The 21,637-nt window shown below is 73.7% G+C and carries 21 protein-coding genes; 18 read left to right on the top strand and 3 right to left on the bottom strand.

All coding sequences use genetic code 11. From position 1 onward, the window contains the following. Positions 1-26: 26 nt before the first annotated feature. From ACIGXW_RS29080 to ACIGXW_RS29065, 4 genes are all read left to right on the top strand, one after another. Positions 27-1,403, top strand: a complete 1,377-nt coding sequence (locus ACIGXW_RS29080; RefSeq protein ID WP_399575709.1) for an aldehyde dehydrogenase family protein — start codon at positions 27-29, stop codon at positions 1,401-1,403. Then, positions 1,400-2,185, top strand: a complete 786-nt coding sequence (locus tag ACIGXW_RS29075; RefSeq protein ID WP_071964717.1) for a 3-oxoacyl-ACP reductase — start codon at positions 1,400-1,402, stop codon at positions 2,183-2,185. The genes ACIGXW_RS29080 and ACIGXW_RS29075 overlap by 4 nt, the downstream gene beginning before the upstream one ends. 89 nt (positions 2,186-2,274) lie before the next feature. Continuing rightward, the gene (locus ACIGXW_RS29070) at positions 2,275-3,546 is read left to right on the top strand and encodes a haloacid dehalogenase-like hydrolase (RefSeq protein WP_399575708.1); all 1,272 of its coding nucleotides are present in this window, start codon (positions 2,275-2,277) and stop codon (positions 3,544-3,546) included. Positions 3,547-3,688: 142 nt separating this feature from the next. Then, positions 3,689-4,738, top strand: coding sequence for a zinc-binding dehydrogenase (locus ACIGXW_RS29065; protein WP_399575707.1), 1,050 nt, complete (start codon positions 3,689-3,691; stop codon positions 4,736-4,738). Positions 4,739-4,760: 22 nt separating this feature from the next. Here the strand turns inward: ACIGXW_RS29065 and ACIGXW_RS29060 are convergent, their stop codons facing one another. Then, positions 4,761-5,948 carry an amino acid deaminase/aldolase gene (locus ACIGXW_RS29060; protein WP_399575705.1) on the bottom strand — a complete coding sequence of 396 codons (1,188 nt, stop codon included), beginning with the start codon at positions 5,946-5,948 and terminating at the stop codon, positions 4,761-4,763. Between the two features lie 169 nt (positions 5,949-6,117). Here ACIGXW_RS29060 and ACIGXW_RS29055 point away from each other — a divergent pair, with 169 nt between their 5' ends. The 4 genes from ACIGXW_RS29055 to ACIGXW_RS29040 all read left to right on the top strand — a co-directional run bounded on the left by ACIGXW_RS29055 (position 6,118) and on the right by ACIGXW_RS29040 (position 9,864). Further along, positions 6,118-6,957 (top strand): hypothetical protein, encoded by an 840-nt coding sequence (locus tag ACIGXW_RS29055; protein ID WP_399575704.1) that lies wholly within the window; start codon positions 6,118-6,120, stop codon positions 6,955-6,957. Next, positions 6,954-8,129 (top strand): type VII secretion-associated serine protease mycosin, encoded by a 1,176-nt coding sequence (gene mycP / locus ACIGXW_RS29050; protein ID WP_399575703.1) that lies wholly within the window; start codon positions 6,954-6,956, stop codon positions 8,127-8,129. Before ACIGXW_RS29055 ends, mycP begins: the two co-directional genes overlap by 4 nt. A 102-nt stretch (positions 8,130-8,231) precedes the next feature. Beyond that, entirely contained in the window at positions 8,232-8,966 is a 735-nt protein-coding gene (locus ACIGXW_RS29045) for an SseB family protein (protein ID WP_399575702.1), read from the top strand. A gap of 73 nt (positions 8,967-9,039) precedes the next feature. Then, positions 9,040-9,864 (top strand): MIP family channel protein, encoded by an 825-nt coding sequence (locus ACIGXW_RS29040; RefSeq protein WP_399575701.1) that lies wholly within the window; start codon positions 9,040-9,042, stop codon positions 9,862-9,864. Positions 9,865-9,896: 32 nt separating this feature from the next. On the opposite strand, the gene ACIGXW_RS29035 is transcribed toward ACIGXW_RS29040, so the two are convergent. Continuing rightward, entirely contained in the window at positions 9,897-10,286 is a 390-nt protein-coding gene (locus ACIGXW_RS29035; protein WP_071964728.1) for a DUF1844 domain-containing protein, read from the bottom strand. A 323-nt stretch (positions 10,287-10,609) separates the two neighbouring features. On the opposite strand from ACIGXW_RS29035, the gene infC reads away from it, so the two are divergent. The 10 genes from infC (at position 10,610) to ACIGXW_RS28985 (ending at position 21,329) form a co-directional block, all read left to right on the top strand. Then, complete coding sequence (gene infC / locus ACIGXW_RS29030; protein WP_079274136.1) at positions 10,610-11,269, top strand: translation initiation factor IF-3; 660 nt, start codon at positions 10,610-10,612, stop codon at positions 11,267-11,269. 127 nt (positions 11,270-11,396) lie between these two features. After that, a complete protein-coding gene (rpmI, locus tag ACIGXW_RS29025) occupies positions 11,397-11,591 on the top strand; it encodes a 50S ribosomal protein L35 (RefSeq protein WP_071964711.1) in 195 nt (64 codons plus the stop codon). Between the two features lie 102 nt (positions 11,592-11,693). Continuing rightward, on the top strand, positions 11,694-12,080 hold the full coding sequence (rplT, locus tag ACIGXW_RS29020) for a 50S ribosomal protein L20 (protein ID WP_071964710.1): 387 nt from the start codon (positions 11,694-11,696) through the stop codon (positions 12,078-12,080). Positions 12,081-12,236: 156 nt separating this feature from the next. Next, the gene (locus ACIGXW_RS29015; RefSeq protein WP_399575699.1) at positions 12,237-13,091 is read left to right on the top strand and encodes a TrmH family RNA methyltransferase; all 855 of its coding nucleotides are present in this window, start codon (positions 12,237-12,239) and stop codon (positions 13,089-13,091) included. A 36-nt stretch (positions 13,092-13,127) separates the two neighbouring features. Further along, on the top strand, positions 13,128-14,267 hold the full coding sequence (locus ACIGXW_RS29010) for an ATP-binding protein (RefSeq protein WP_104531681.1): 1,140 nt from the start codon (positions 13,128-13,130) through the stop codon (positions 14,265-14,267). A 146-nt stretch (positions 14,268-14,413) separates the two neighbouring features. After that, a complete protein-coding gene (pheS, locus tag ACIGXW_RS29005) occupies positions 14,414-15,535 on the top strand; it encodes a phenylalanine--tRNA ligase subunit alpha (protein ID WP_071964707.1) in 1,122 nt (373 codons plus the stop codon). After that, on the top strand, positions 15,535-18,045 hold the full coding sequence (gene pheT / locus ACIGXW_RS29000; protein WP_399575698.1) for a phenylalanine--tRNA ligase subunit beta: 2,511 nt from the start codon (positions 15,535-15,537) through the stop codon (positions 18,043-18,045). The genes pheS and pheT overlap by 1 nt, the downstream gene beginning before the upstream one ends. Positions 18,046-18,240: 195 nt before the next feature. Beyond that, entirely contained in the window at positions 18,241-19,317 is a 1,077-nt protein-coding gene (locus ACIGXW_RS28995; RefSeq protein ID WP_399575697.1) for a PP2C family protein-serine/threonine phosphatase, read from the top strand. Between the two features lie 85 nt (positions 19,318-19,402). Further along, entirely contained in the window at positions 19,403-20,740 is a 1,338-nt protein-coding gene (locus ACIGXW_RS28990; RefSeq protein WP_071964704.1) for a transcriptional regulator, read from the top strand. 58 nt (positions 20,741-20,798) lie between these two features. After that, a complete protein-coding gene (locus ACIGXW_RS28985) occupies positions 20,799-21,329 on the top strand; it encodes an NUDIX hydrolase (RefSeq protein WP_071964726.1) in 531 nt (176 codons plus the stop codon). Positions 21,330-21,353: 24 nt separating this feature from the next. Here the strand turns inward: ACIGXW_RS28985 and ACIGXW_RS28980 are convergent, their stop codons facing one another. Continuing rightward, positions 21,354-21,611, bottom strand: coding sequence for a hypothetical protein (locus ACIGXW_RS28980; protein ID WP_071964703.1), 258 nt, complete (start codon positions 21,609-21,611; stop codon positions 21,354-21,356). Between the last annotated feature and the right edge of the window lie 26 nt (positions 21,612-21,637).

Raw genomic sequence — 21,637 nt, 5'->3', positions numbered from 1 at the left:
CGTTCCGCCGAACCACAGGAGAGGACTTGCACGAGCTTCACGTACTCAACCCGGCGACCGAGGAACTCGTCGCCACCGTCCCGGCCGCGACGCGGCAGGACGTCCACGCGGCGGTGACGCGCGCCGCCGACGCCCAGCGCGGCTGGGCCCGGCTTGCCCCCGGCGACCGGGCCCGGCAGCTGCGCCGCTTCGCCGCCGTAGTCGACGCCCACCTGGAGGAACTCGCACAGCTGGAGGTCCGCGAGGCCGGGCACCCGATCGGCAACGCCCGCTGGGAGGCCGGCAACGTCCGCGACCTGCTGGAGTACGCGGCCGCCGGAGTGGAGCGGCTGACCGGCTCCCAGATCCCGGTGGCCGGCGGCCTGGACGTCACCTTCCACGAGCCGCTGGGCGTCGTCGCCGTCATCGCGCCCTGGAACTTCCCCATGCCCATCGCCGCCTGGGGCTTCGCCCCCGCCCTGGCCGCGGGCAACGCCGTGCTCGTCAAGCCCGCCGAGACCACCCCGCTGACCGCCCTGCGGCTGGCCGGGCTGGCCCTGGAGGCCGGTCTGCCCGAGGGCCTCCTGCAGGTCCTGCCCGGCGCCGGACCCGAGGCGGGCGACGCGCTCGTCGAACACCCCGGCGTCGCCAAGGTCGTCTTCACCGGCTCCACCGCCGTCGGCAAGCAGATCATGGCCAAGTGCGCGGCCGGCGTGAAGCGCGTGACCCTCGAACTCGGCGGCAAGAGCCCCAACATCGTCTTCGCCGACGCCGACGTCGAACAGGCCGCCGCGGCCGCCCCCGGCTCCTTCCTCGACAACACCGGCCAGGACTGCTGCGCCCGCAGCCGCATCCTGGTCCAGCGCGGCGTCTACGACCGGTTCATGGAGCTGCTGGAGCCGGCGGTCAAGGCCTTCGTCGCCGGCGACCCCGCCGACCCGGCCACCCAGATGGGCCCGCTGATCTCCGCCGCCCACCGTGAGCGCGTACGGTCCTACGTCCCCGAGTCCGCCCCCGCCGCCATCCGCGGCGAGGCCCCGGCCGGCAAGGGCTTCTGGTACCCGGCCACCGTGCTCGAGGGCACGGCGGGCGACCGCGCGGCCGTGGAGGAGGTCTTCGGGCCGGTCGCCGTCGTCATCCCCTTCGAGGACGAGGCGGAGGCGGTGCGGATCGCCAACGCCACCGACTACGGGCTCTCCGGCTCGATCTGGACCCGGGACGTCTCCCGCGCCCTGCGCCTCTCGCGCGCCGTCGCGGCGGGCAACCTCTCCGTCAACTCCCACAGCAGCGTGCGCTACTGGACCCCCTTCGGCGGCTTCAAGCAGTCCGGCCTCGGCCGCGAGCTGGGCCCCGGCGCGCTGTCCGCCTTCACCGAGACCAAGAACGTCTTCATCGCCATCGACCCTCTGGAGGAGACCAAGTGACCGACCAGACCCCCGTCTGCCGCCGACTCGCCGGACGGACCGCCGTCGTCACCGGAGCCGGCAGCGGCATCGGCCTGGCCACCGCCCGGCGGTTCGCCTCCGAGGGCGCCAACGTCGTGTGCGCCGACATCGACGAGAGCGCGGGCAAGGCCGCCGCGGCCGAGACCGGCGGACTGTTCGTCAAGGTCGACGTCACCAGCCCCGAGGAGGTCGAGGCGCTCTTCAAGACCGCCTACGACACCTACGGCTCGGTCGACGTCGCCTTCAACAACGCCGGCATCTCCCCGCCCGACGACGACTCCATCCTCACCACCGGCCTCGAGGCCTGGAAGCGCGTCCAGGAGGTCAACCTCACCTCCGTCTACCTGTGCTGCAAGGCGGCGCTGCCGTACATGCAGCGCCAGGGCAAGGGCTCCATCATCAACACCGCCTCCTTCGTCGCCGTGATGGGCGCCGCCACCTCGCAGATCAGCTACACCGCCTCCAAGGGCGGCGTGCTGGCCATGTCCCGCGAGCTGGGCGTGCAGTTCGCCCGCGAGGGCATCCGCGTCAACGCGCTCTGCCCGGGGCCGGTGAACACGCCCCTGCTGAAGGAGCTGTTCGCCAAGGACCCCGAGCGGGCGGCGCGGCGCCTGGTGCACGTGCCGGTGGGCCGGTTCGCCGAGCCCGAGGAGATCGCGGCCGCCGTCGCCTTCCTCGCCAGCGACGACTCGTCCTTCGTCAACGCCGCCGAGTTCCTGGTGGACGGTGGCATCGCGGGCGCGTATGTGACCCCGCTGTAAGGTCCATGATCAGACGCCAGGGCCGGTCCGCCGTCTGACCGGTCCGGCCCGGCGTACGTCCTGCCCTCCTCACGCACCAAAGAGAGCACATGCGCACCAAGTCCGCCATCGTCGTCGGCCTCGCTGCCGCCGCGGCCCTCGCCGCGTCGGTCCCCGCCACCGCGGCCCCCGCCCACGACCGCGCGTCCCGCCCGAACTGCCCCCAGCTGGACAAGAAGCTTCCCTGGGCCGGCGACAACCGCGCCCGGCTGCAGAAGATGATCGACGAGCGCGGCACCTGCTCCGGCAAGCGCGGCCCGCGCCCGGTCGCCGCCTTCGACTGGGACAACACCGTCGTCAAGAACGACATCACGGACGCCACGCTCGCCTGGTCTCTCAAGCACGACAAGATCCTGCGGCCCAAGCGCTGGAGCGACACCAGCGCCTGGCTGACCCCCGCCGCCGATGCGGCCCTCACCAAGGCGTGCGGCACCTCCGTGCCCGTCGGCCGGCCGCTGCCCACCTCGAAGAACACCGCCTGCACCGACGAGATCTTCGAGATCCGTGAGAAGTCGCAGACCATGGCGGGCGAGCCGGCCTTCGCCGGCGGCTGGAACCACCGGCGCACGGTCCCCGCCTACGGCTGGATACCGCAGCTGTTCGCCGGCCACACCCCCGCCGCCCTCAACTCCTTCGCCAAGCAGGCACGCGCCGAGCAGCTCGCGGCACCCGTCGGCGCCAAGCAGACCGTCGGCACCCACACCATCGCCGGCTACATCCGTTACTACGACCAGCAGAAGGACCTCATCCGCACGCTCAAGGCGGCCGGGTTCGACGTCTACATCGTCTCCGCCTCCTCGGAGCCGATCGCCGAGGCCTGGTCGAGCGGCGTCGGCCTCGACCGTAAGCACACCATCGGCATCCGCAGCATCACCGAGCACGGCCGCCTCACCGCGTCCCTCAAGGGCTGCGGTGGCGTCGAGACCGGCCGCGGCGACGCCCTGCCGTACATGGACGGCAAGCGCTGCATGATCAACCAGGAGATCTTCAAGATCAAGGGTGCGAAGGCCTGGAAGCAGCAGGACGCCGCCCACCGCATCGCCCTCGGCGCGGGCGACGCCGACACCGACGTGACGTTCGTCAACGACGCCACGGGCGCCCACGTCGCCATCAACCGCAACAAGTCCGAGCTGATGTGCCGCGCCTACGACGACGCGGACGGCCGCTGGGTGGCCAACCCGATGTTCATCGAGCCGATGCCGCGCAAGTCCGGTACGTACCCCTGCTCGACGACGGGTGCCACCGCCGCGGACGGCTCCAAGGTGCCGGTGCTGCGCGCCGACGGGAGTGTGATCCCGGACCAGGCGGACAAGGCGTTCTGACGGAACGTCTCCCGCGCGGTTCTGCAGGACGGCAGGGACCGGTGGCCATCGGCACCACCGGTCCCTGCCGTCTTTTCCGATGCATGAAGTATCGGTTTTCCTGTTCTCCTCGCCGGTTTCGCGTCCCCAGGAGGCCCCAGCCATGCCCGAGACCATGCTCGCCGGACGGTTCGACCTGCGCACCGGCCGCTTCGCCGTCGAAGAGACCCCCGTGCCCGAGCCCGGCCCCGGCCAGGTCCGCATCAAGGTCAAGGCCGCCGGCATCTGCCTGTCCGACGTCCACCTCATGGACGGCAGCCTCAGGCCCGCGTACGCGACCGCGGACAAGGTCACCGTCGGCCACGAGACGGCGGGCGTCATCGACGCCCTCGGCCTGGACGTACCCGGCGACTGGGCGGCCGGGCAGCGCGTCCTGCTGCAGGCGGGGGAGCGCTGCGGCGGCTGCGCGGCCTGCCTGCGCCACGAGCCCTGCCTGGCGGTGCGCACCCGCGGCTTCGACTACGACGGCGGCTGGGCCGAGTACGCCCTGGCCACCCACCACACGCTCGTCGCGATCCCCGACGACCTCCCCTTCGAGCAGGCGGCCGTCATCCCCGACGCCGTCTCCACCCCCTGGGCCGCCCTCACCGCCACCGGCCGGGTCCGGCCCGCCCGCCCCGTGGGCGTATGGGGCGTGGGCGGCCTGGGCGCCCACGCCGTGCAGCTGCTGCGGCTCGCCGGCGCCGCGCCCGTCATCGCCCTCGACCCGCTGCCGGCCGCACGCGAACGCGCCCTGGAATTCGGCGCGGACCTCGCCCTGGACCCCGCCGCCCCCGACGTCCGCGAGCGGATCCTGGCCGCCACCGGGGGCCTCGGGCTGGACCTGGCCCTCGACATGGCGGGCGTGGCCGCCGTCCGCGACCAGGCCGTGCGCTGCCTGGGCCGGGGCGGCCGCCTCGTCCTCGTGGGCCTGGGCCCCGGCCCGCTGACCCTCGCCGACAGCATCGCCTTCAGCTACCGCGAGCAGCGCGTCCTCGGCCACTACGGCTCGGAGCCCTCCCACGTGGAGGAGCTCGTCTCGCTCGCGCGGCTGCACCGCCTGGACCTCGGCCGGTCCATCAGCGCGACGCTGCCGCTCGCCGAGGCGGCGGCGGGAGTGGAACGCCTGCGGAAGAAGGAGGGCGACCCCATCCGGATCGTCCTGATCCCCTGACAGCACCCGGCGGCGGGCCGGCTCACAGGAACGCGCGGCCCTCGCCCCGGTAGGTGGGGGCCGTCCGCGTCACCCGGTCGCCGTCGACCAGGTGCAGCGCCGCGAAGCGCTCGCACAGCTCGCCCGCCTTCGCGTGCCGGAACCACACCTTGTCGCCGATCAGCAGATCGTCCGCGGCCTGCCCCAGCAGCGGCGTCTGCACCTCGCCCGCGCCCTCCCGCGCCGTCAGCCGCAGCCCCGCCGGCAGGTACGGGACCGGCAGCCGGTCCGGGCCCGCCGCGCCGGAGGCGGGATAGCCGCCGCCCAGCACGGTCACCACGCCCACCCCGGGGCGGCGCACCACCGGCAGCGCGAAGAGCGCCGCCGGGCTGCCCCGGAACGAGGTGTAGTGGTCGAACAGCCGCGGCACGTACAGCCCCGAGCCGGCGGCGACCTCCGTCACCGCCTCCTCGGCGGCCGTGTGCTGCACGCTGCCCGTACCGCCGCCGTTGACGAACTCCAGCTCCGCGACGGCCCGTACCGCCCGCACGGCCTCGGCCCGCAGGGCCGCCAGCCGGCCGCGGGAGGCGGACTGCATCAGCCGGACGGCCCCCGAGCGCACCGGACGACCCGCCACCGCGTCCCCGACGCCCGCCACATGGGCCTCGTACGCCATCAGGCCCACCAGCCGGAAGCCCGGACGGCGGACGACGGCCCGGGCCAGCTCCGCGAGCCGCTCGGGGGTGTGCAGCGGCGACCGTAATGCCCCGATCCGCACCCGGCCGCCCAGCAGCCGCAGCGAGACGTCGAACTCCAGGCACACCCGCACCTCTTCGCGCCCCGCACGGGCCGCCTCGACCACCGCCAGCTGCGCCGGGTCGTCCACCATCACCGTGACCGCGCGGGCCAGCTTGGGGTCCGAGGTCAGCTCCGCGAAGCCCGCCCGGTCGGCCGAGGGGTACGCCAGCAGCACGTCCGCCACCCCCGAGCGCGCCAGCCACAGCGACTCCTCCAGGCTGTAGCTCAGCACCCCCGCGAAGCCCTCGCGCTCCAGCACCCGCTCCAACAGCGCCCGGCAGCGCACCGACTTGCTCGCCACCCGCACCGGCTTGCCCCGCGCCCTGCGCACCAGATCGGCGGCGTTGGCGTCGAACGCCTGGAGGTCGACCACCGCCAGCGGGGCGTCCAGGTGGGCGGTGGCCCGGTCGTAGCGCACTCGGTCGGACGACATGGCGGGCAGCTTGCCAGAGCCGAATTGCCCTGGATAGAGGTCCCGCACGGACGAAATGGCACCCGCCGCGCCGTGCCCCGTAAAGTGGCGCGCACGCCACGGCCCACGGGCCGGCGGCGATGTCCGACATGAGGCGGTACGGCGAGCCGGCTCGCGAGGGGGAGCGCAGTTGAGCACCGAAGCGGATGCCATGCCGCCGCCCACCGTTCCCCTGTGCGCCCCGCCGCCCCCACCGCCCCCCGAGGACCCCCGCCCGCGCGGCCGTACGGCTGCCGCCGGCGTGTGCCTCGTCCTCGGACTGGGCCTCATAGCCGGGGCGGCGGCCGGTACTTGGCTCACGGACGGGCCCCCCGAGCGCTCGGCCGCGGAAGCGGCGTACGCGCGCGGCGCCACGGTGTGGCAGAACGTCCCCGTCGACCGGCTCTTCCCGCCCACCGTCCACCGCGACGCGGCCGGCCCCGGCGGTGCCCCCCGCGACTGGAACCGGGCCGGCGTCGCCCCCGACGGCGACTGCGCGGAGGCCTTCGACCCGCTGCTCGCCACGGCCCTCGCCCCCGTCGGCTGCAAGCGCCTGCTGCGCGCCACCTACACCGACGCCACCGGCTCCTCCGTGACCACGGTCGGCCTGCTCGTCACGGACGCGGACACCGCCGGCATGCGTGCCCTGCGCAAGAGGTTCGCGGACGAACGCCTCGACGAGCGCTCCGACCTGATGCCCCGCCCGTACGCCCCCCAGGGCACGGCCGCCGACCGGTTCGGCGTCGCCCAGCGCGTGAGCTGGCACATCACCGTCCTCACCGACGTCCCCGCGGTCGTCTTCGCGGTGACGGGCTTCGCCGACGGCCGCACGGGCACCCCGGCCCAGCCCGCCGCCCGGGCCGTCGCCCCGGGCGGCACCACCGCCGCCGCCCAGGCCGGCCTCGGCCACGACGCCACGTCCCTCGCGGAGGAAGTGGAACGCGCCTTCCGCGACGCGGCGCACAAGCCGCCGGGGGAGGCGGACCGATGACGGCCCCGCGCGCCCTGCCGGTACTCGCCGCCGCGGTCAGCCTCGCCCTGGTCGCCGCCGCCCCCGCGCGCGCCGACGTCATACGGGCCCAGGAGTGGGCGCTGGACGCCCTGCACACGCAGGACGCCTGGCGCACCACGAAGGGCGCCGGGGTCACCGTCGCCGTCCTCGACACCGGCGTCGACGAGAGCCACCCCGACCTGCGGGGACGGGTGCTGCCGGGCAAGGACCTGATCGGCTTCGGGGCCGGGCCCGGCGAGCGGGCCTGGGCCCGGCACGGGACCGCCATGGCCGGGATCATCGCCGGGCGCGGCCACGGCGAGGGCGACGCCGACGGCGTCACCGGCGTCGCCCCCGAGGCCCGGATCCTGCCGGTCCGCGTGATCCTCGAGGACGGCGACCCCGCCCGCGCCAAGGCCCGCGGGGCGCGCGGCGGCGCGCTGGCCGACGGCATCCGCTGGGCCGCCGACCACGGCGCCGACGTGATCAACCTGTCCCTCGGCGACGACAGCGACACCGCCCACCCCGAACCGCGCGAGGACGCCGCCGTCCAGTACGCCCTCGCCAAGGGCGCCGTCGTCGTGGCCTCGGCCGGCAACGGCGGCGAAAAGGGCGACCACGTCTCCTACCCCGCCGCCTACCCCGGCGTCATCGCGGTGACCGCGGTCGACCGCTACGGCGTCCGCGCCCCGTTCTCCACCCGCCGCTGGTACGCCACCGTCAGCGGGCCGGGCGTCGACGTCGTGATCGCCGACCCGGACCGGCGCTACTACGAGGGCTGGGGCACCAGCGCCGCGGCCGCCTTCGTCTCCGGCGCCGCGGCGCTCGTCCGCGCCGCGCACCCGGGCCTGAGCCCGGCGCAGGTCCGCGAGCTGCTGACCGAGACCGCGCAGGACGCCCCGGCGGGCGGGCGCAGCGACGAGCTGGGCGCGGGGTTGGTCGATCCGGCGGCGGCCATTGCGCGGGGGGCGGGGGAGCGGCCCCAGAGCCGTGACGCTGCGCTTGCCCCGCGCTACTTCGGCTCCGGCCCTCGGCAGGGCCGCGGCGACGGCGGGGGCAGTGGCCTGAGCGCTTCCGCTCTGACGGCGGGTGGGGCGGGCGTCGTTCTGCTCCTGCTGGCCGCCGTCCTGGGGCTCGGCCCCAGACCCCGCTCCTCAAACTCCCCCAGCTAACGCTGGGAGGTGCCCCCAGAGGGGCTGAAATTCCGGTCCCGCCCGTCGACTGAGGCGCACCCCCATCCGTCGCCACCCCCCTGCCCGGATAGGCTCGGGGGCGTGGCCCTCAAGAACATCCCCGACCCCGGATTCTCCGACGACGACGGCTCCGCCGACGCCGCCCTGACCGAGGCGCTCGCCGCCTGGTCGGCCGACCGCTCCGCCGAGGGCCGGGTGCTCGCCGCCCTGCAGGGCGCGCGGCTGCTCGTCCCCGTCGTGGCCGTGCTCGGCGAGGTGGAGACCGGGCCCGACGGGCTCAAGCGCGAGAAGACCAGCGACATGGCCGTGCCGACGCTGCAGGCGCCGGACGGGCGCCGGGCGCTCCCGGCGTTCACCTCGACCGAGACGCTGGCGCGCTGGCGCGCGGATGCCCGGCCCGTGGCCGTACCGCTGCACCAGGCGCTGCAGGCGGCCGCGCACGAGAAGGCGGACACGATCGTCCTGGACCTGGCCGGCCCGGTGACGTACCCGCTGACCGGCCCGGCCCTGCTCGCCCTGGCCGAGGGGCGCGACAGCGCCGACCCGCTGGCCGATCCCGCCGTCGCCGATGCGCTGCGGGCCGTGCTGGCGGCCGAGCCCGGCGTGCTGCGCGCCCATCTGACCCCCTCCCGGGACGCCGACGGCACCCTGGCCCTCGTGCTGGCGGCCGGGGCGCAGGCCCCCGAGGTGGTGCGGCGGGTCGCGGAGGGGCTGGCGGCCGACGACGTGCTGCGGGCCCGGCTCGTACAGGGCCTGGACCTGGCCCTGCTGCCGGCGGAGGCGAACGTTCCGGGGGAGCCGCTCCACAGCCGCTGATCTCCGACAGGCGCCGGGCGGTGGATCGTCCGACAATGCCAGAGGACTGTCCACTGATCCTCTGGAGGACGCCATGGACGCCCTGAAGAACGTGAAGCCGGCCCTGGCGGGCCTCGACCCGGTGAAGACGAGGACCATCGCCGCGGAATTCCTGGGAACCCTGCTGCTGGTCTTCTTCGCCGTCGGCTCCGTGGTGCTCGCGGCCGACTACATCGGTGTGCTCGGCATCGCGCTCACCTTCGGCTTCACCCTTCTGGCCCTGGCGTACGGCCTGGGGCCGGTCTCGGGGTGTCACGTCAACCCGGCGGTGACCCTCGGAATGCTGGTGGAGCGCCGCATCTCGCTGCACACCGCCATCGAGTACTGGATCGCGCAGCTGCTCGGCGCCATCGTGGGCGCGTTGATCCTCTTCCTGCTGGCCAAGCAGGTGCCGGGGCTCAAGACGGACGGGGCCTTCGGCAGCAACGGCTTCGGCGACCGCTCCGCCGTGCACCTGAACACCGGCGGCGCGTTCCTGGCGGAGGTCGTGATGACCTTCCTGCTGGTGTTCGTGGTGCTGGCGGTGACGCACCGGATCGCGGTGGTGGGCTTCGACGGGCTGGCCATCGGACTCGCCCTGGCCGTGGTGCACCTCATCGGCGTGCCGCTGACCGGTACGTCCGTGAACCCGGCCCGCAGCATCGGCCCGGCCCTCTTCGCGGGCGGTGCGGCCCTGTCCCAGCTGTGGCTGTTCATCGTGGCGCCGCTGATCGGGGCCGCCCTGGCCGCCTTCGCGCACCGGGTCACGCACCCGTACCACGGCGCGGCCATCGTCGCCAACGACGTCGCGCGGCCCGAGCCGCTGCCGGAGCCGGGCGAGGTCCGGCAGGACAAGCCGCACCGCGGCGACGTGCCCTGAGGGCGGCGGCCCCCGGGCCGCCGACCGGAGGATCAGCCGAAGACGGGCCCGGTGAACTTCTCGCCGGGGCCCTGGCCCGGCTCGTCCGGGACGACGGAGGCCTCGCGGAAGGCCAGCTGCAGCGACTTCAGGCCGTCGCGCAGCGGCGCCGCGTGGAAGTTGCTGACCTCGGTGGCGCTCGCGGTGACCAGGCCGGCGAGGGCGTGGATCAGCTTGCGGGCCTCGTCCAGGTCCTTGTGCTTGTCGCCCTCCTCGGCCAGGCCGAGGTTGACGGCGGCGGCGCTCATCAGGTGCACCGCGACCGTGGTGATCACCTCGACGGCGGGGACGTCCGCGATGTCGCGGGTCATGGTGTCGAAGTCCGGGCTGGTGGGCTCGGCGCCGTCGGCGTGGCCGTTGGCGCTGGGGGTCGCGTCGCTCATGGCGGACACGATACGTCCCGTTGCCGTATCGGTTCGCCACCGGTTAGCACGCCCGCTCACCAGCTGCTAAGGTTGTGGAACGACCGGCTGGGCGCATGTGTGCCCGGCCCACAAGTGGAGCTCCGATCTCCCACCTCGCCGATCTCAGGTCGGCAGGTCTCCGGTCAGGCGGCGCCCATCGTTCCGTACGGACGATGGAGCTGCCCGATGATGCGCCCCGCGGCATGCCGTGGCGGTGTTCCGGTTTCATGGAGCCCCGCCTGTGTCCCGTCGGGGCATTTTTTCATGTGCCGGCGCGGTTGGTCTTTACGAAAAGACGTTACGTGGCCGCCCGCGAGGGTGCCGCGTGGTGCTACCGAGGAGGCCCCATCAGCGCCGAGCCCCGCATCAACGACCGGATCCGAGTCCCCGAGGTGCGACTTGTCGGTCCCAGTGGCGAGCAGGTCGGCATCGTGCCGCTTGCCAAGGCACTGGAGCTTGCGCAGGAGTACGACCTCGACCTGGTCGAGGTGGCGGCGAACGCACGCCCGCCGGTCTGCAAGCTCATGGACTACGGGAAGTTCAAGTACGAGTCGGCCATGAAGGCCCGTGAGGCGCGCAAGAACCAGGCGCACACGGTCATCAAGGAGATGAAGCTCCGGCCGAAGATCGACCCGCACGACTACGACACCAAAAAGGGTCACGTCGTACGGTTCCTCAAGCAGGGCGACAAGGTCAAGATCACGATCATGTTCCGTGGTCGCGAGCAGTCCCGGCCCGAGCTGGGCTACCGACTGCTGCAGCGTCTGGCGGAGGACGTCCAGGACCTGGGTTTCGTCGAGTCGAACCCCAAGCAGGACGGCCGCAACATGATCATGGTTCTCGGTCCGCACAAGAAGAAGACCGAGGCGATGGCCGAAGCCCGCGAGGCGCAGGCCGCCCGCAAGGCCGAGCGCCAGGGTGGATCCAGCGCGGACGCCGCCGAGGAGCCCGCAGAGGCGTGATTCCGGGGCACTCGTGCCCTGGCTCACTCCGGGGCAGCCGCCCCGGACAGCAACCGAACACAGCTGACGCTACCCGTGTGCCCGTAGCCGGGCCGGGGGAGCGCCACCGACGAGGAGATACGGCGCGATGCCGAAGAACAAGACGCACTCCGGTGCCAGCAAGCGCTTCAAGATCACCGGTTCCGGCAAGGTCATGCGTGAGCGCGCCGGCAAGCGCCACCTGCTCGAGCACAAGTCGTCCAAGCTGACGCGTCGCCTCACCGGCAACGCCGAGATGGCCCCGGGCGACGCCAAGAAGATCAAGAAGCTTCTCGGCAAGTGACGCCCTGCACCCCGTGACCCACGGGGTGCGCGTCGGACCGGGACCCAATCGAATTCGGGCCGTGTGAGAACCCACCGCGGCCCCGCTACAAGGAGTTAACAAGTGGCACGCGTCAAGCGCGCAGTCAACGCGCACAAGAAGCGTCGGGCGATCCTCGAGGCGGCCAGCGGTTACCGCGGCCAGCGCTCGCGTCTGTACCGCAAGGCCAAGGAGCAGGTCACCCACTCCCTGGTCTACAACTACAACGACCGCAAGAAGCGCAAGGGCGACTTCCGTCAGCTGTGGATCCAGCGCATCAACGCCGCTGCCCGCCAGAACGGCATGACGTACAACCGCCTCATCCAGGGTCTGAAGGCCGCCAACATCGAGGTGGACCGCAAGATCCTGGCCGAGCTCGCGGTCAACGACATGAACGCGTTCGCCGCGCTCGTCGAGGTTGCGCAGAAGGCGCTGCCGGCCGACGTCAACGCCCCGAAGGCCGCTGCCTGATCCGGCGCGCCCCTCATGGCATGAGCGGACCCGCAGGCCCCCGCGGCCTGCGGGTCCGCTGACTTTTGCCGTCATGGGCGGCCCCAGCGGCCGCCCCGCCCCGCCTCGCGAGTCCGCGATGCCGTACGACCCCCACAGTGAAGTGAGCCGCCGCCCATGGGCACCCCCGAGCTGATCTCCCCGCGCTCCCCCCGCGTCATCGCCGCCCGCCGGCTGGCCAAGCGCAGTTTCCGGGTCAAGGAGCGCCGGTTCATCGCCGAGGGCCCCCAGGCCGTGCGCGAGGCGATCGAGCACCGCAGCGGCGGCGAGCCGACCCTGCTCGAGCTCTTCGCCACCGTCGAGGCGGCCGGCCGGCACGCCGAGATCATCGAGGCCGCCCACGCCGCCGGCGTGCGGGTGCACCACGCCGACGACGCCACGGTCGCGGACCTCTCGCAGACCGTGACCCCGCAGGGCCTCGTCGGCGTCTGCCGCTTCCTCGACTCGCCCTTCGAGGAGATCCTCGCCGCCCGGCCCAAGCTGGTGGCCGTCCTGGCGCACGTGCGCGACCCCGGCAACGCCGGCACGGTCCTGCGCTGCGCCGACGCCGCGGGCGCCGAGGCCGTGGTGCTGACCGACGCCTCGGTGGACCTGTACAACCCCAAGTCGGTGCGGGCCTCCGTCGGCTCCCTCTTCCACCTGCCGGTCGCCGTGGGCGTCCCCGTCGAGCAGGCCGTCCGCGGCCTGCAGGGGGCCGGAGCGCGCATCCTGGCCGCCGACGGCGCCGGGGACCGGGACCTCGACGCGGAGCTGGACCGGGGCACGATGGGCGGCCCCACCGCCTGGATCTTCGGCAACGAGGCCTGGGGCCTGCCCGAGGAGACCCGCGCCCTGGCCGAGGCCGTGGTGCGCGTGCCGATCCACGGAAAGGCCGAGTCCCTCAACCTCGCCACGGCCGCCGCGGTGTGCCTGTACGCCTCCGCCCGTGCGCAGCGCGCGTCCGGAGGGTGCCGCTCCGTGACCTCCAGCTAGTAGGGTGGCGCTCCGGGGGCTCGGGAGGGGGTGCGGATGAGGAACGTCAGGACTTCCGGGAGCGCGGTGGTCGGCACCTGTCCGACCGCCTCCAGCGGCTCTCCGGGCACGGCGAACGGCTTCGGCCTGCACGCCGACGACCTGCCCGACGGTCTGGTCGTCGCGGACGCCGCCGGCCGCGTGACCTGCTTCAACGCCGCCGCCGCCCGCATCACGGCCGTCCACCCCGCCGAGGCGCTGGGCCGCCCCCTGGAGAGCGCCCTGCCGCTGGAGGACCTCGACGGCCGCCGCTGGTGGCCGCTGACCGATCCCTACGGCGGGCTCGCCACGCGCACGGGCCAGCCCGAGCGGAACCTCCTGCTGCCCGGCGGCCGCCAGGTGCTGGTCTCCGCCCGGTACGTCCGGGAGCGGCCCGGCGGGCCCGTGGTGCGCGTCGTGATCCAGCTGCGCGGCACCGAGGCGCGGCGCCGCACCGAGCGCAGCCACGCCGAGCTGATCGCCACCGTCGCCCACGAGCTGCGCTCGCCCCTGACGTCCGTCAAGGGGTTCACGGCGACGCTGCTGGCCAAGTGGGAGCGGTTCACCGACGACCAGAAGCGGCTGATGCTGGAGACCGTCGACGCCGACGCCGACCGCGTCACCCGGCTCATCGCCGAGCTGCTGGACATCTCCCGGATCGACTCCGGCCGGCTGGAGGTGCGCCGCCAGCCGGTCGACATGGCCGCGGCCGTGCGCCGGCACGTCGAGGCGTACACCAGGGCCGGCCTGCGGGCCGACCGGTTCCGGGTGGAGGTCGCCGACGGGCTGCCCGCGCTCTGGGCCGATCCGGACAAGGTCGACCAGGTTCTGGGCAACCTCCTGGAAAACGCGGTGCGCCACGGCGAGGGAACGGTCACCATAGAGGTGACACCAGCAGTGACGAAGGCCCGGACGGAGGGGACGGCGGTCACCGTGAGCGATGAGGGCCCCGGAATCCCCGAGGAATCGATGGCCCGCGTCTTCACCCGCTTCTGGCGGGGCAGCAAGCGCGGCGGCACCGGCCTGGGCCTGTACATCGTCAAGGGCATCGTCGAGGCCCATGGCGGGACGATCACGGTGGGACGGGCCGCCCGTGGCGGCGCCCAGTTCCGATTTACCCTGCCCGTGGGCGCCCCGGCCTTCCTCACCCAGGCCTGAAGCCGCGCCCCACGGGCTCATCCGACCACACGCGCCCCTTAGACTCGACCTTTGGCACCTTTGGCATTACTGAAGGCCCCCGGTCCATGCCGTCGGGCGAAAGCGCGCAGCCAAGCGAAGCCAGCGAATCGGAAGCACGGGAAGATATGTCGGCACCCAATAAGTCGTACGACCCTGTCGAGGTCGAGGCACTGAAACCGGAAGAGATCGAGCGCAGGCGGGACGAGGCGCTCGCCGCCTTCGCCGCGGCCGCCGACCTCGAGGCTCTGCGGGAGGCGAAGGCCGCGCACATGGGCGACCGCTCCCCGCTCGCCCTCGCCAACCGCGAGATCGGCGCCCTGCCCCCGCAGGCCAAGGCCGAGGCCGGCAAGCGCGTGGGCATGGCCCGCGGTGCCGTGAACAAGGCCCTCGCCGCCCGTCAGGCGGAGCTGGAGGCCGAGCGGGACGCCCGCGTGCTGGTCGAGGAGGCGGTGGACGTCACGCTGCCCTACGACCGCATCCCGGCCGGCGCCCGTCACCCGCTGACCACGCTCTGCGAGCGCATCGAGGACGTCTTCGTCGCCATGGGCTACGAGGTCGCCGAGGGCCCCGAGGTCGAGGCCGAGTGGTTCAACTTCGACGCCCTGAACTTCGAGCCGGACCACCCGGCCCGCGCCATGCAGGACACCTTCTTCGTCCAGGGCGCCGACCCCAAGGCCGAGTCCGGCATCGTACTGCGCACCCACACCTCCCCGGTGCAGGTCCGCTCGATGCTCGACCGCGAGCCCCCCATCTACGTGGTCTGCCCCGGCCGTGTGTACCGCACGGACGAGCTGGACGCCACGCACACCCCGGTCTTCCACCAGGTCGAGCTCCTCGCCATCGACGAGGGCCTGACCATGGCCGACCTCAAGGGCACCATCGAGCACATGGTGCGCTCGCTGTTCGGTGAGGGCCTCACGACCCGGCTGCGCCCGAACTACTTCCCGTTCACCGAGCCCTCCGCCGAGCTGGACATGGAGTGCTACGTCTGCCGCGGCGAGTCGGTGGGCAACCCCGACCGCCCCTGCCGCACCTGCTCCAGCGAGGGCTGGATCGAGCTCGGCGGCTGCGGCATGGTCAACCCGCGCGTGCTGGTCGCCGCGGGCATCGACCCGGAGAAGTACAGCGGCTTCGCCTTCGGGTTCGGCATCGAGCGGATGCTGATGTTCCGCCACAACGTCGAGGACATGCGAGACATGGTCGAGGGTGACGTGCGCTTCACCAGGCCGTTCGGGATGGAGATCTGATGCGCGCCCCGCTTTCCTGGCTGCGGGAATACGTCGACCTGCCGGTCGGCGAGACCGGCCGTGACGTACAGGCCAAGCTCGTCGCCGCCGGCCTCGAGGTCGAGCGCGTCGAGCAGCTCGGCACCGGCCTCAAGGGCCCCCTGGTCGTCGGCAAGGTCCTCACCATCGAGGAGCTCGAGGGCTTCCGCAAGCCGATCCGCTTCTGCACGGTCGACGTCGGCCAGGCCAACGGCACCGGCGAGCCGCAGGAGATCGTCTGCGGCGCCCGCAACTTCGCCGTCGGCGACAAGGTCGTCGTGGTCCTGCCCGGCGCCGTGCTGCCCGGTGACTTCGCGATCGCCGCCCGCAAGACCTACGGCAAGACCTCGCACGGCATGATCTGCTCCGGCGAGGAGCTGGGCATGGGCGACGACGGCACGCACGGCATCATCGTGCTGCCGCAGGAGTACGAGCCCGGCACCGACGCCATCGAGCTGCTCGAGCTCGTCGACGACGTCCTCGACATCGCCGTCACCCCCGACCGGGGCTACTGCCTGTCGATGCGCGGCATCGCCCGCGAGGCCGCCACCGCCTACGGCCTGCCGCTGCGCGACCCGGCCCTGCTGGACGTGCCCGCGCCCAACAGCTACGGCTACCCCGTCCAGGTCGCCGACCCGTCCGGCTGCGACCGCTTCACCGCCCGCACGGTCACCGGCCTCGACCCCGAGGCCCGCTCCCCGATCTGGCTGCAGCGCCGTCTGCAGAAGGCGGGCATGCGACCGGTCTCGCTCGCCGTCGACATCACCAACTACGTGATGCTCGAGCTCGGCCAGCCGCTGCACGCCTACGACCGCTCCCGCGTCGAGGGCACCATCGGCGTGCGCCGCGCCCAGGCGGGCGAGAAGCTGACCACCCTCGACGGCACCAAGCGCGTCCTGGACGCCGAGGACCTGGTCATCACCGACAACCGCGGCCCCATCGGGCTCGCCGGTGTCATGGGCGGCGCCGACACCGAGATCGCGGACCACGCGGCCGGCCAGGGCTCCACCGAGGTCGTCATCGAGGCGGCGCACTTCGACGCCGTCGCCATCGCCCGGGCGGCCCGCCGCCACAAGCTGTCCACCGAGGCGTCCAAGCGCTTCGAGCGCGGCGTCGACCCGCAGGCGGCCTCCGCGGCCGCCCAGCGCACCGTCGACCTGCTGGTGCTGCTCGCGGGCGGCACCGCCGAGGCCGGCGTCACCGAGATCGTCGCCCCCAGCGGGCCGCGCACCATCTCGCTGAACGCCGACCACCCGGACCGCGTCGCGGGTGTCGAGTACGGCCGGGAGACCGTCGTGCGCCGCCTGCAGCAGGTCGGCTGCGACGTCTACGGACAGGACGAGCTGCTCGTCACCGTCCCCAGCTGGCGGCCCGACCTCACCGACCCGAACGACCTCGCCGAAGAGGTCATCCGGCTCGAGGGCTACGAGAACCTGCCCGCCACCCTCCCGCACCCGCCGGCCGGCCGCGGTCTGACCTCGCGTCAGCGCCTGCACCGCCGCGTCGGCCGGGCGCTGGCCGGCGCGGGCTACGTCGAGGCGCTCAACTACCCCTTCATCGGGGACTGGGCCCTGGACCACCTCGGCCTGGACGCCGACGACCCGCGCCGCACCACGGTGCGCCTGCTCAACCCGCTCTCCGACGCCGAGCCGTCGCTGCGCACCACGCTGCTGCCCGGGCTCTTCGCCGCCCTGCGCCGCAACGACAGCCGTGGCGAGCACGACCTGGCGCTCTTCGAGACCGGCTCGGTCTTCCGGCCGACCGGCGAGGAGGTCGCCCCGGTCCGGCTGCCCGTCGACCGCCGCCCGACCGACGAGGAGATCGCCCGCCTGAACGCCGCGCTGCCCCGGCAGCCGCGCCGGGCGGCCGTGGTCCTGGCCGGAGCGCGCGAGCAGGCCGGCTGGTGGGACAAGGGCCGCCCGGCGACCTGGGCGGACGCCGTCGAGGCCGGCCGGGTCGTGGCCCGCGAGGCCGGCGTCGAGCTGATCGTCCGCCAGGACCAGCAGGCCCCCTTCCACCCCGGCCGCTGCGCCGCGCTGCTGGCGCTGGTCGACGGCCAGGAGGTGCTCGTCGGCAACGCCGGTGAGCTGCACCCGCGCGTCACCAAGGCGTTCGGTCTGCCGGAGCGCACCTGCGCGATGGAGATCGAGCTGGACCGGCTGGAGGAGGCCGGCGCGGGCGTGGTCGAGGCCCCGCACGTGTCGACCTTCCCCGTGGCCACCCAGGACGTCGCGCTCGTCGTGGACGCCTCGGTCGCCGCAGCCGACGTCGAGGCCGCGCTGCGCGAGGGCGCCGGTGAACTCCTGGAGTCGCTGCGCCTGTTCGACGTCTTCACCGGCCAACAGCTGGGCGGGGGCAAGAAGTCGCTGGCCTACGCGCTGCGCTTCCGCGCCGACGACCGCACCCTGACCGCCGAGGAGGCCTCGGCGGCCCGTGACGCGGCGGTCCGGGTGGCCGTCGAGCGCACGGGCGCGGTGCTGCGCGGCGCCTAGCACTGCCCGACGGCACGCCGCCGTCATGCGCGAGGGGCGCCCCGGAACTCCGGGGCGCCCTTCCGTATGTCACGCACCGTCAGCGAAGCACGGTCCGAATATCACTCAATGGGGTGGAATCGGGGGGTCGGGTCGTTACTTTCGCGTGACTGCTCGCAAGAATCGAGCCGTCATTGCTGCTACGGGGGGCACGGCATGATCCGTACCGGGGCGCTGCGCTGCTGGCGGGGTGCGGTGTTCGCGCTGCCCGGCCTGTGGATGCTCACCGTCGTCGTCTTCGAGCTCGTCGGCTCGCTCGGCCCGCAGTTCGTCCCGCTCCTCGCCGCGGCACCCGTCATCGCCTGCGCCGTGGCCGTGGCCGCCGGCGGAGGCCGGCCCGACGGCCACGGCCGACGCCTCGCGGCCGAGCTGGAGCGCGCCAAGGAGATCGCGGTCACCGCACAGCGCGCCCTGCTGCGCCCCCTGCCGCCCCGGATCGACGGGCTCGCCCTCGCCGGCGGCCACCTCTCGGCGAGCGAAGGCGCCCTGGTCGGCGGCGATCTGTACGACGTGCAGGCCACCCCGCAGGGGGTGCGCATCATCATGGGCGACGTCCGCGGCCACGGCCTGCCCGCGCTGGCCACCGTCGCCGCCCTACTCGGCAGCTTCCGCGAGGCCGCCCACGACGAGGGCGAACTCCCCGGCGTGCTGCGCCGCCTGGAGCGCGCCCTGCACCGCCACCTGCGCGACCGGGCGCGCGGCGAGCATCCCGCCGCCGACGCCGCGGAGCGGGACCGCTCGGACGCCGAGGAGTTCGTGACCGTCCTGCTCCTGGAGATCCGCGACCAGGGCGAGGTCATGGCGCTCAACTGCGGTCACCCCTGGCCGCATCGGCTCACCGGCGCGGACGGCCCGGCCCCGGCCGTCCTGCCCACGGGCGGCGAACCGCTGCCGCCGCTGGGGATGTTCCCGCTCCCCGCCGAGCTGCCCCCGCTCGCCCTCACCCGGCTGCTGCCCGGCGACGCCCTCGTCCTGCACACCGACGGCGCCGAGGACGCCCGCGACGCCGCGGGGGCGTTCTTCCCCCTCGCCGGCGCCCTGGCCGAGGCCGTCCGCGCCGGCGTGGACGCGGCCCCCGCGACCGTCGTCGAGCGCGTCCAGGACGCCCTGTTGCGGCACACCGGAGGGCTGCTCTCGGACGACTTCGCGCTGCTGGCCCTGCGCAACGACCGCGACCGCGTCCCGGCGCAGTCCCGTCCCCCGTCCCTGGCGCGCTCCTGCCTGCGCTCCTGACGTGCGAGGGCGGCCGTGGCCCGTTCACACCCCGTGCGAAGGGATCTCCACTACGCTGATCCCACCGAGCGCACCGGAGGGCAGGATGGAGCCCAACACACTGCTCGACGCCATCCTCGACGAGGCGGGAATCTCCCACGCAGGTCTGGCCGCCCACATCAACGCGGCAGGCCGGGCCCGGGGACTGGCGTTGCGTTACGAACACACCGCCGTCGCCCGCTGGCTCAAGGGCCAGCGGCCGCGCGGCCAGGTACCGGACCTCATCTGCGAGGTCCTCGGCGAGCGGCTGCACCGCGCGCTGACCCTCGACGACATCGGACTCGGCACCCCCGGCAGCCCCCGGGTGCCCGGCACCCCCCTGTCCGGCTTCGTCGAGCGCGCCACCGCCCTGTGGCGCTCCGACGAACAGCAACGCGAACACGTGGTCACGGCCCCCGCCGTCACGGGCACCCCCGCGGTCATCCCGGTCTGGGAGTGGGAGAACCCTCCCGAGGACGCCGACGTCTCCCGGCGCGGCCTGACCCGGGTCTCCCACGACGACATCGACATGCTGCGCGCGGCCCGGGCGCACTACGAGCAGATGTACCGCAAGGCGGGCGGCGTGGCGACCCGGGGCCGCGTCGTCGGCTTCCTCAACGCCGAGGCGGCGCCGCTGCTGCGCGGCGGCTACTCCGATGCGATGGGCCGTCAACTGCACCGTGCCACAGGCGGACTGGTGGCCGTCGCCGGCATCTGCGCCTACGACTCCGACGCGCACGGACTGGCCCAGCGCTACTTCCACCAGGCGCTCCGGCTGGCCAAGGCCAGCGGGGACCGCGGGCTGGGCGCGTATGTGATCGCCCTCCTCGTCAACCAGTCGCTGTTCATGGGGGAGTACCGCCAGGCCGTCGCCTTCGCCGAGTCCGCGCTGCGGGCCGGGGGCACCCATCTCACCCCCGCCCTCGCCGCCGACCTCTACGCCATGCAGGCCAAGGCCTACGCCCGGCTGGGCGACGGCGCCGGGGCGCTGGGCTGCATCCGGCGGGCCGAGGCGGCCGCCGAGCGCATCCACCGTGGCCAGGAACCCGCCGAGACCGGCTACGTCCAGCCCGGCCTGGTGAACGTACAGGTGGCGGAGGCGCTGCTGAGCCTCGGCGACCTCGGACCCGCCCGTGAGCACGCGGACCGGGCCGTCGACACCCCCGCCCACGACCGGGGCCGTGTCCACCGGCTCGCCATGCTCACGCACATCGAGCTGCGTCAGGGAGACGCGGACAAGGCGGTGGCCACCGCACGGGAGATGACCGAGCAGGCGAGAGGCATGGAATCGCAGCGCTTACGGGACCGGCTCCGTGCGGTGCGCGAGCACCTGATCGAGAGTGGGTGCGCGGCCACGGCCGAGGCCGCCGAGATGATCGACGGGGCGCTGCGCGTGCCCTTGTGAGTGAGATCGCCAGGACAGCGCCCGGGAGGTGGCCACCTCGGCGGAAGGTGGCAAACACGTGCGTTGGAAGAATCTCAAGGAGTTGACCGTCTACGAGAACCGCTGGTTCCAGGTCAATCTCGCGGACGTCGAGCTCCCCGACGGCCGGCATCTCGACCACTTCCTCATCCGGCTGCGGCCCGTCGCCGTGGCCACGGTGGTCAACGCGGCCAACGAGGTCCTGCTGCTGTGGCGGCACCGTTTCATCACCGACAACTGGGGCTGGGAGCTGGCGGCCGGCGTCGTCGAGGACGGCGAGGACATCGCCTACGCGGCGGCCCGGGAGATGGAGGAGGAGACCGGCTGGCGGCCCTCCCGGCTGCGGCACCTGATGTCCGTCGAGCCGTCCAACGGGCTCACCGACGCCCGGCACCACATCTACTGGACGGACGAGGCCGAGTACATCGGCGACCCCGAGGACGGCTTCGAGTCGGACCGCCGCGAGTGGGTGCCGCTCAAGCTGGTGCCCGACCTGATCGCCCGCGGTGAGGTGCCGGCCGCCAACATGGCGGCGGCCCTGCTGCTCCTGCACCACATCCGGCTCGGCTGACGGGCCGCCGGGCGCGTCCCGCGCTCATCGGCCGACCGCCTGCCACACGGCGACCGCCAGTCCGGCGAGGCCGGTGAGCGCGGCAAGTGACGGCAGCGGCCACTTGCCGTGCTCCAGAGCCCGTACCCGCTCCGTCATCTCGGTGATGTCGCGCTCGGTCTGGTCGCTGCGCTGGGTGAGAAGAGCGAGGTGGCCGTCGATGCGGACGACGCCCACATCGAGACTGCGCCTGAGCTCCGCGAGCTCGGCCGCCTTCGCGGCGTGCTCGGGATGGGTGGTCACGGTCCGTACCCCTTCCGGAAGTGTCC

The sequence above is a fragment of the Streptomyces sp. NPDC053079 genome (genome assembly GCF_044546695.1).
Taxonomy (GTDB): domain Bacteria; phylum Actinomycetota; class Actinomycetes; order Streptomycetales; family Streptomycetaceae; genus Streptomyces.
This window is presented reverse-complemented; position numbering and strand designations above follow the sequence as displayed.

Bases quoted from the DNA above. Each gene is read 5' to 3' on its own strand.
- ACIGXW_RS29010 (WP_104531681.1), top strand. From the start codon at position 13,128: ATGAGGAACGTCAGGACTTCCGGGAGCGCGGTGGTCGGCACCTGTCCG.
- ACIGXW_RS29015 (WP_399575699.1), top strand. From the start codon at position 12,237: ATGGGCACCCCCGAGCTGATCTCCCCGCGCTCCCCCCGCGTCATCGCC.
- ACIGXW_RS28995 (WP_399575697.1), top strand. From the start codon at position 18,241: ATGATCCGTACCGGGGCGCTGCGCTGCTGGCGGGGTGCGGTGTTCGCG.
- ACIGXW_RS29060 (WP_399575705.1), bottom strand. From the start codon at position 5,948: ATGTCGTCCGACCGAGTGCGCTACGACCGGGCCACCGCCCACCTGGAC.
- pheT (WP_399575698.1), top strand. From the start codon at position 15,535: ATGCGCGCCCCGCTTTCCTGGCTGCGGGAATACGTCGACCTGCCGGTC.
- ACIGXW_RS28990 (WP_071964704.1), top strand. From the start codon at position 19,403: ATGGAGCCCAACACACTGCTCGACGCCATCCTCGACGAGGCGGGAATC.
- ACIGXW_RS29065 (WP_399575707.1), top strand. From the start codon at position 3,689: ATGCCCGAGACCATGCTCGCCGGACGGTTCGACCTGCGCACCGGCCGC.
- ACIGXW_RS29035 (WP_071964728.1), bottom strand. From the start codon at position 10,286: ATGAGCGACGCGACCCCCAGCGCCAACGGCCACGCCGACGGCGCCGAG.
- mycP (WP_399575703.1), top strand. From the start codon at position 6,954: ATGACGGCCCCGCGCGCCCTGCCGGTACTCGCCGCCGCGGTCAGCCTC.
- ACIGXW_RS29040 (WP_399575701.1), top strand. From the start codon at position 9,040: ATGGACGCCCTGAAGAACGTGAAGCCGGCCCTGGCGGGCCTCGACCCG.
- ACIGXW_RS29070 (WP_399575708.1), top strand. From the start codon at position 2,275: ATGCGCACCAAGTCCGCCATCGTCGTCGGCCTCGCTGCCGCCGCGGCC.
- rpmI (WP_071964711.1), top strand. From the start codon at position 11,397: ATGCCGAAGAACAAGACGCACTCCGGTGCCAGCAAGCGCTTCAAGATC.
- pheS (WP_071964707.1), top strand. From the start codon at position 14,414: ATGTCGGCACCCAATAAGTCGTACGACCCTGTCGAGGTCGAGGCACTG.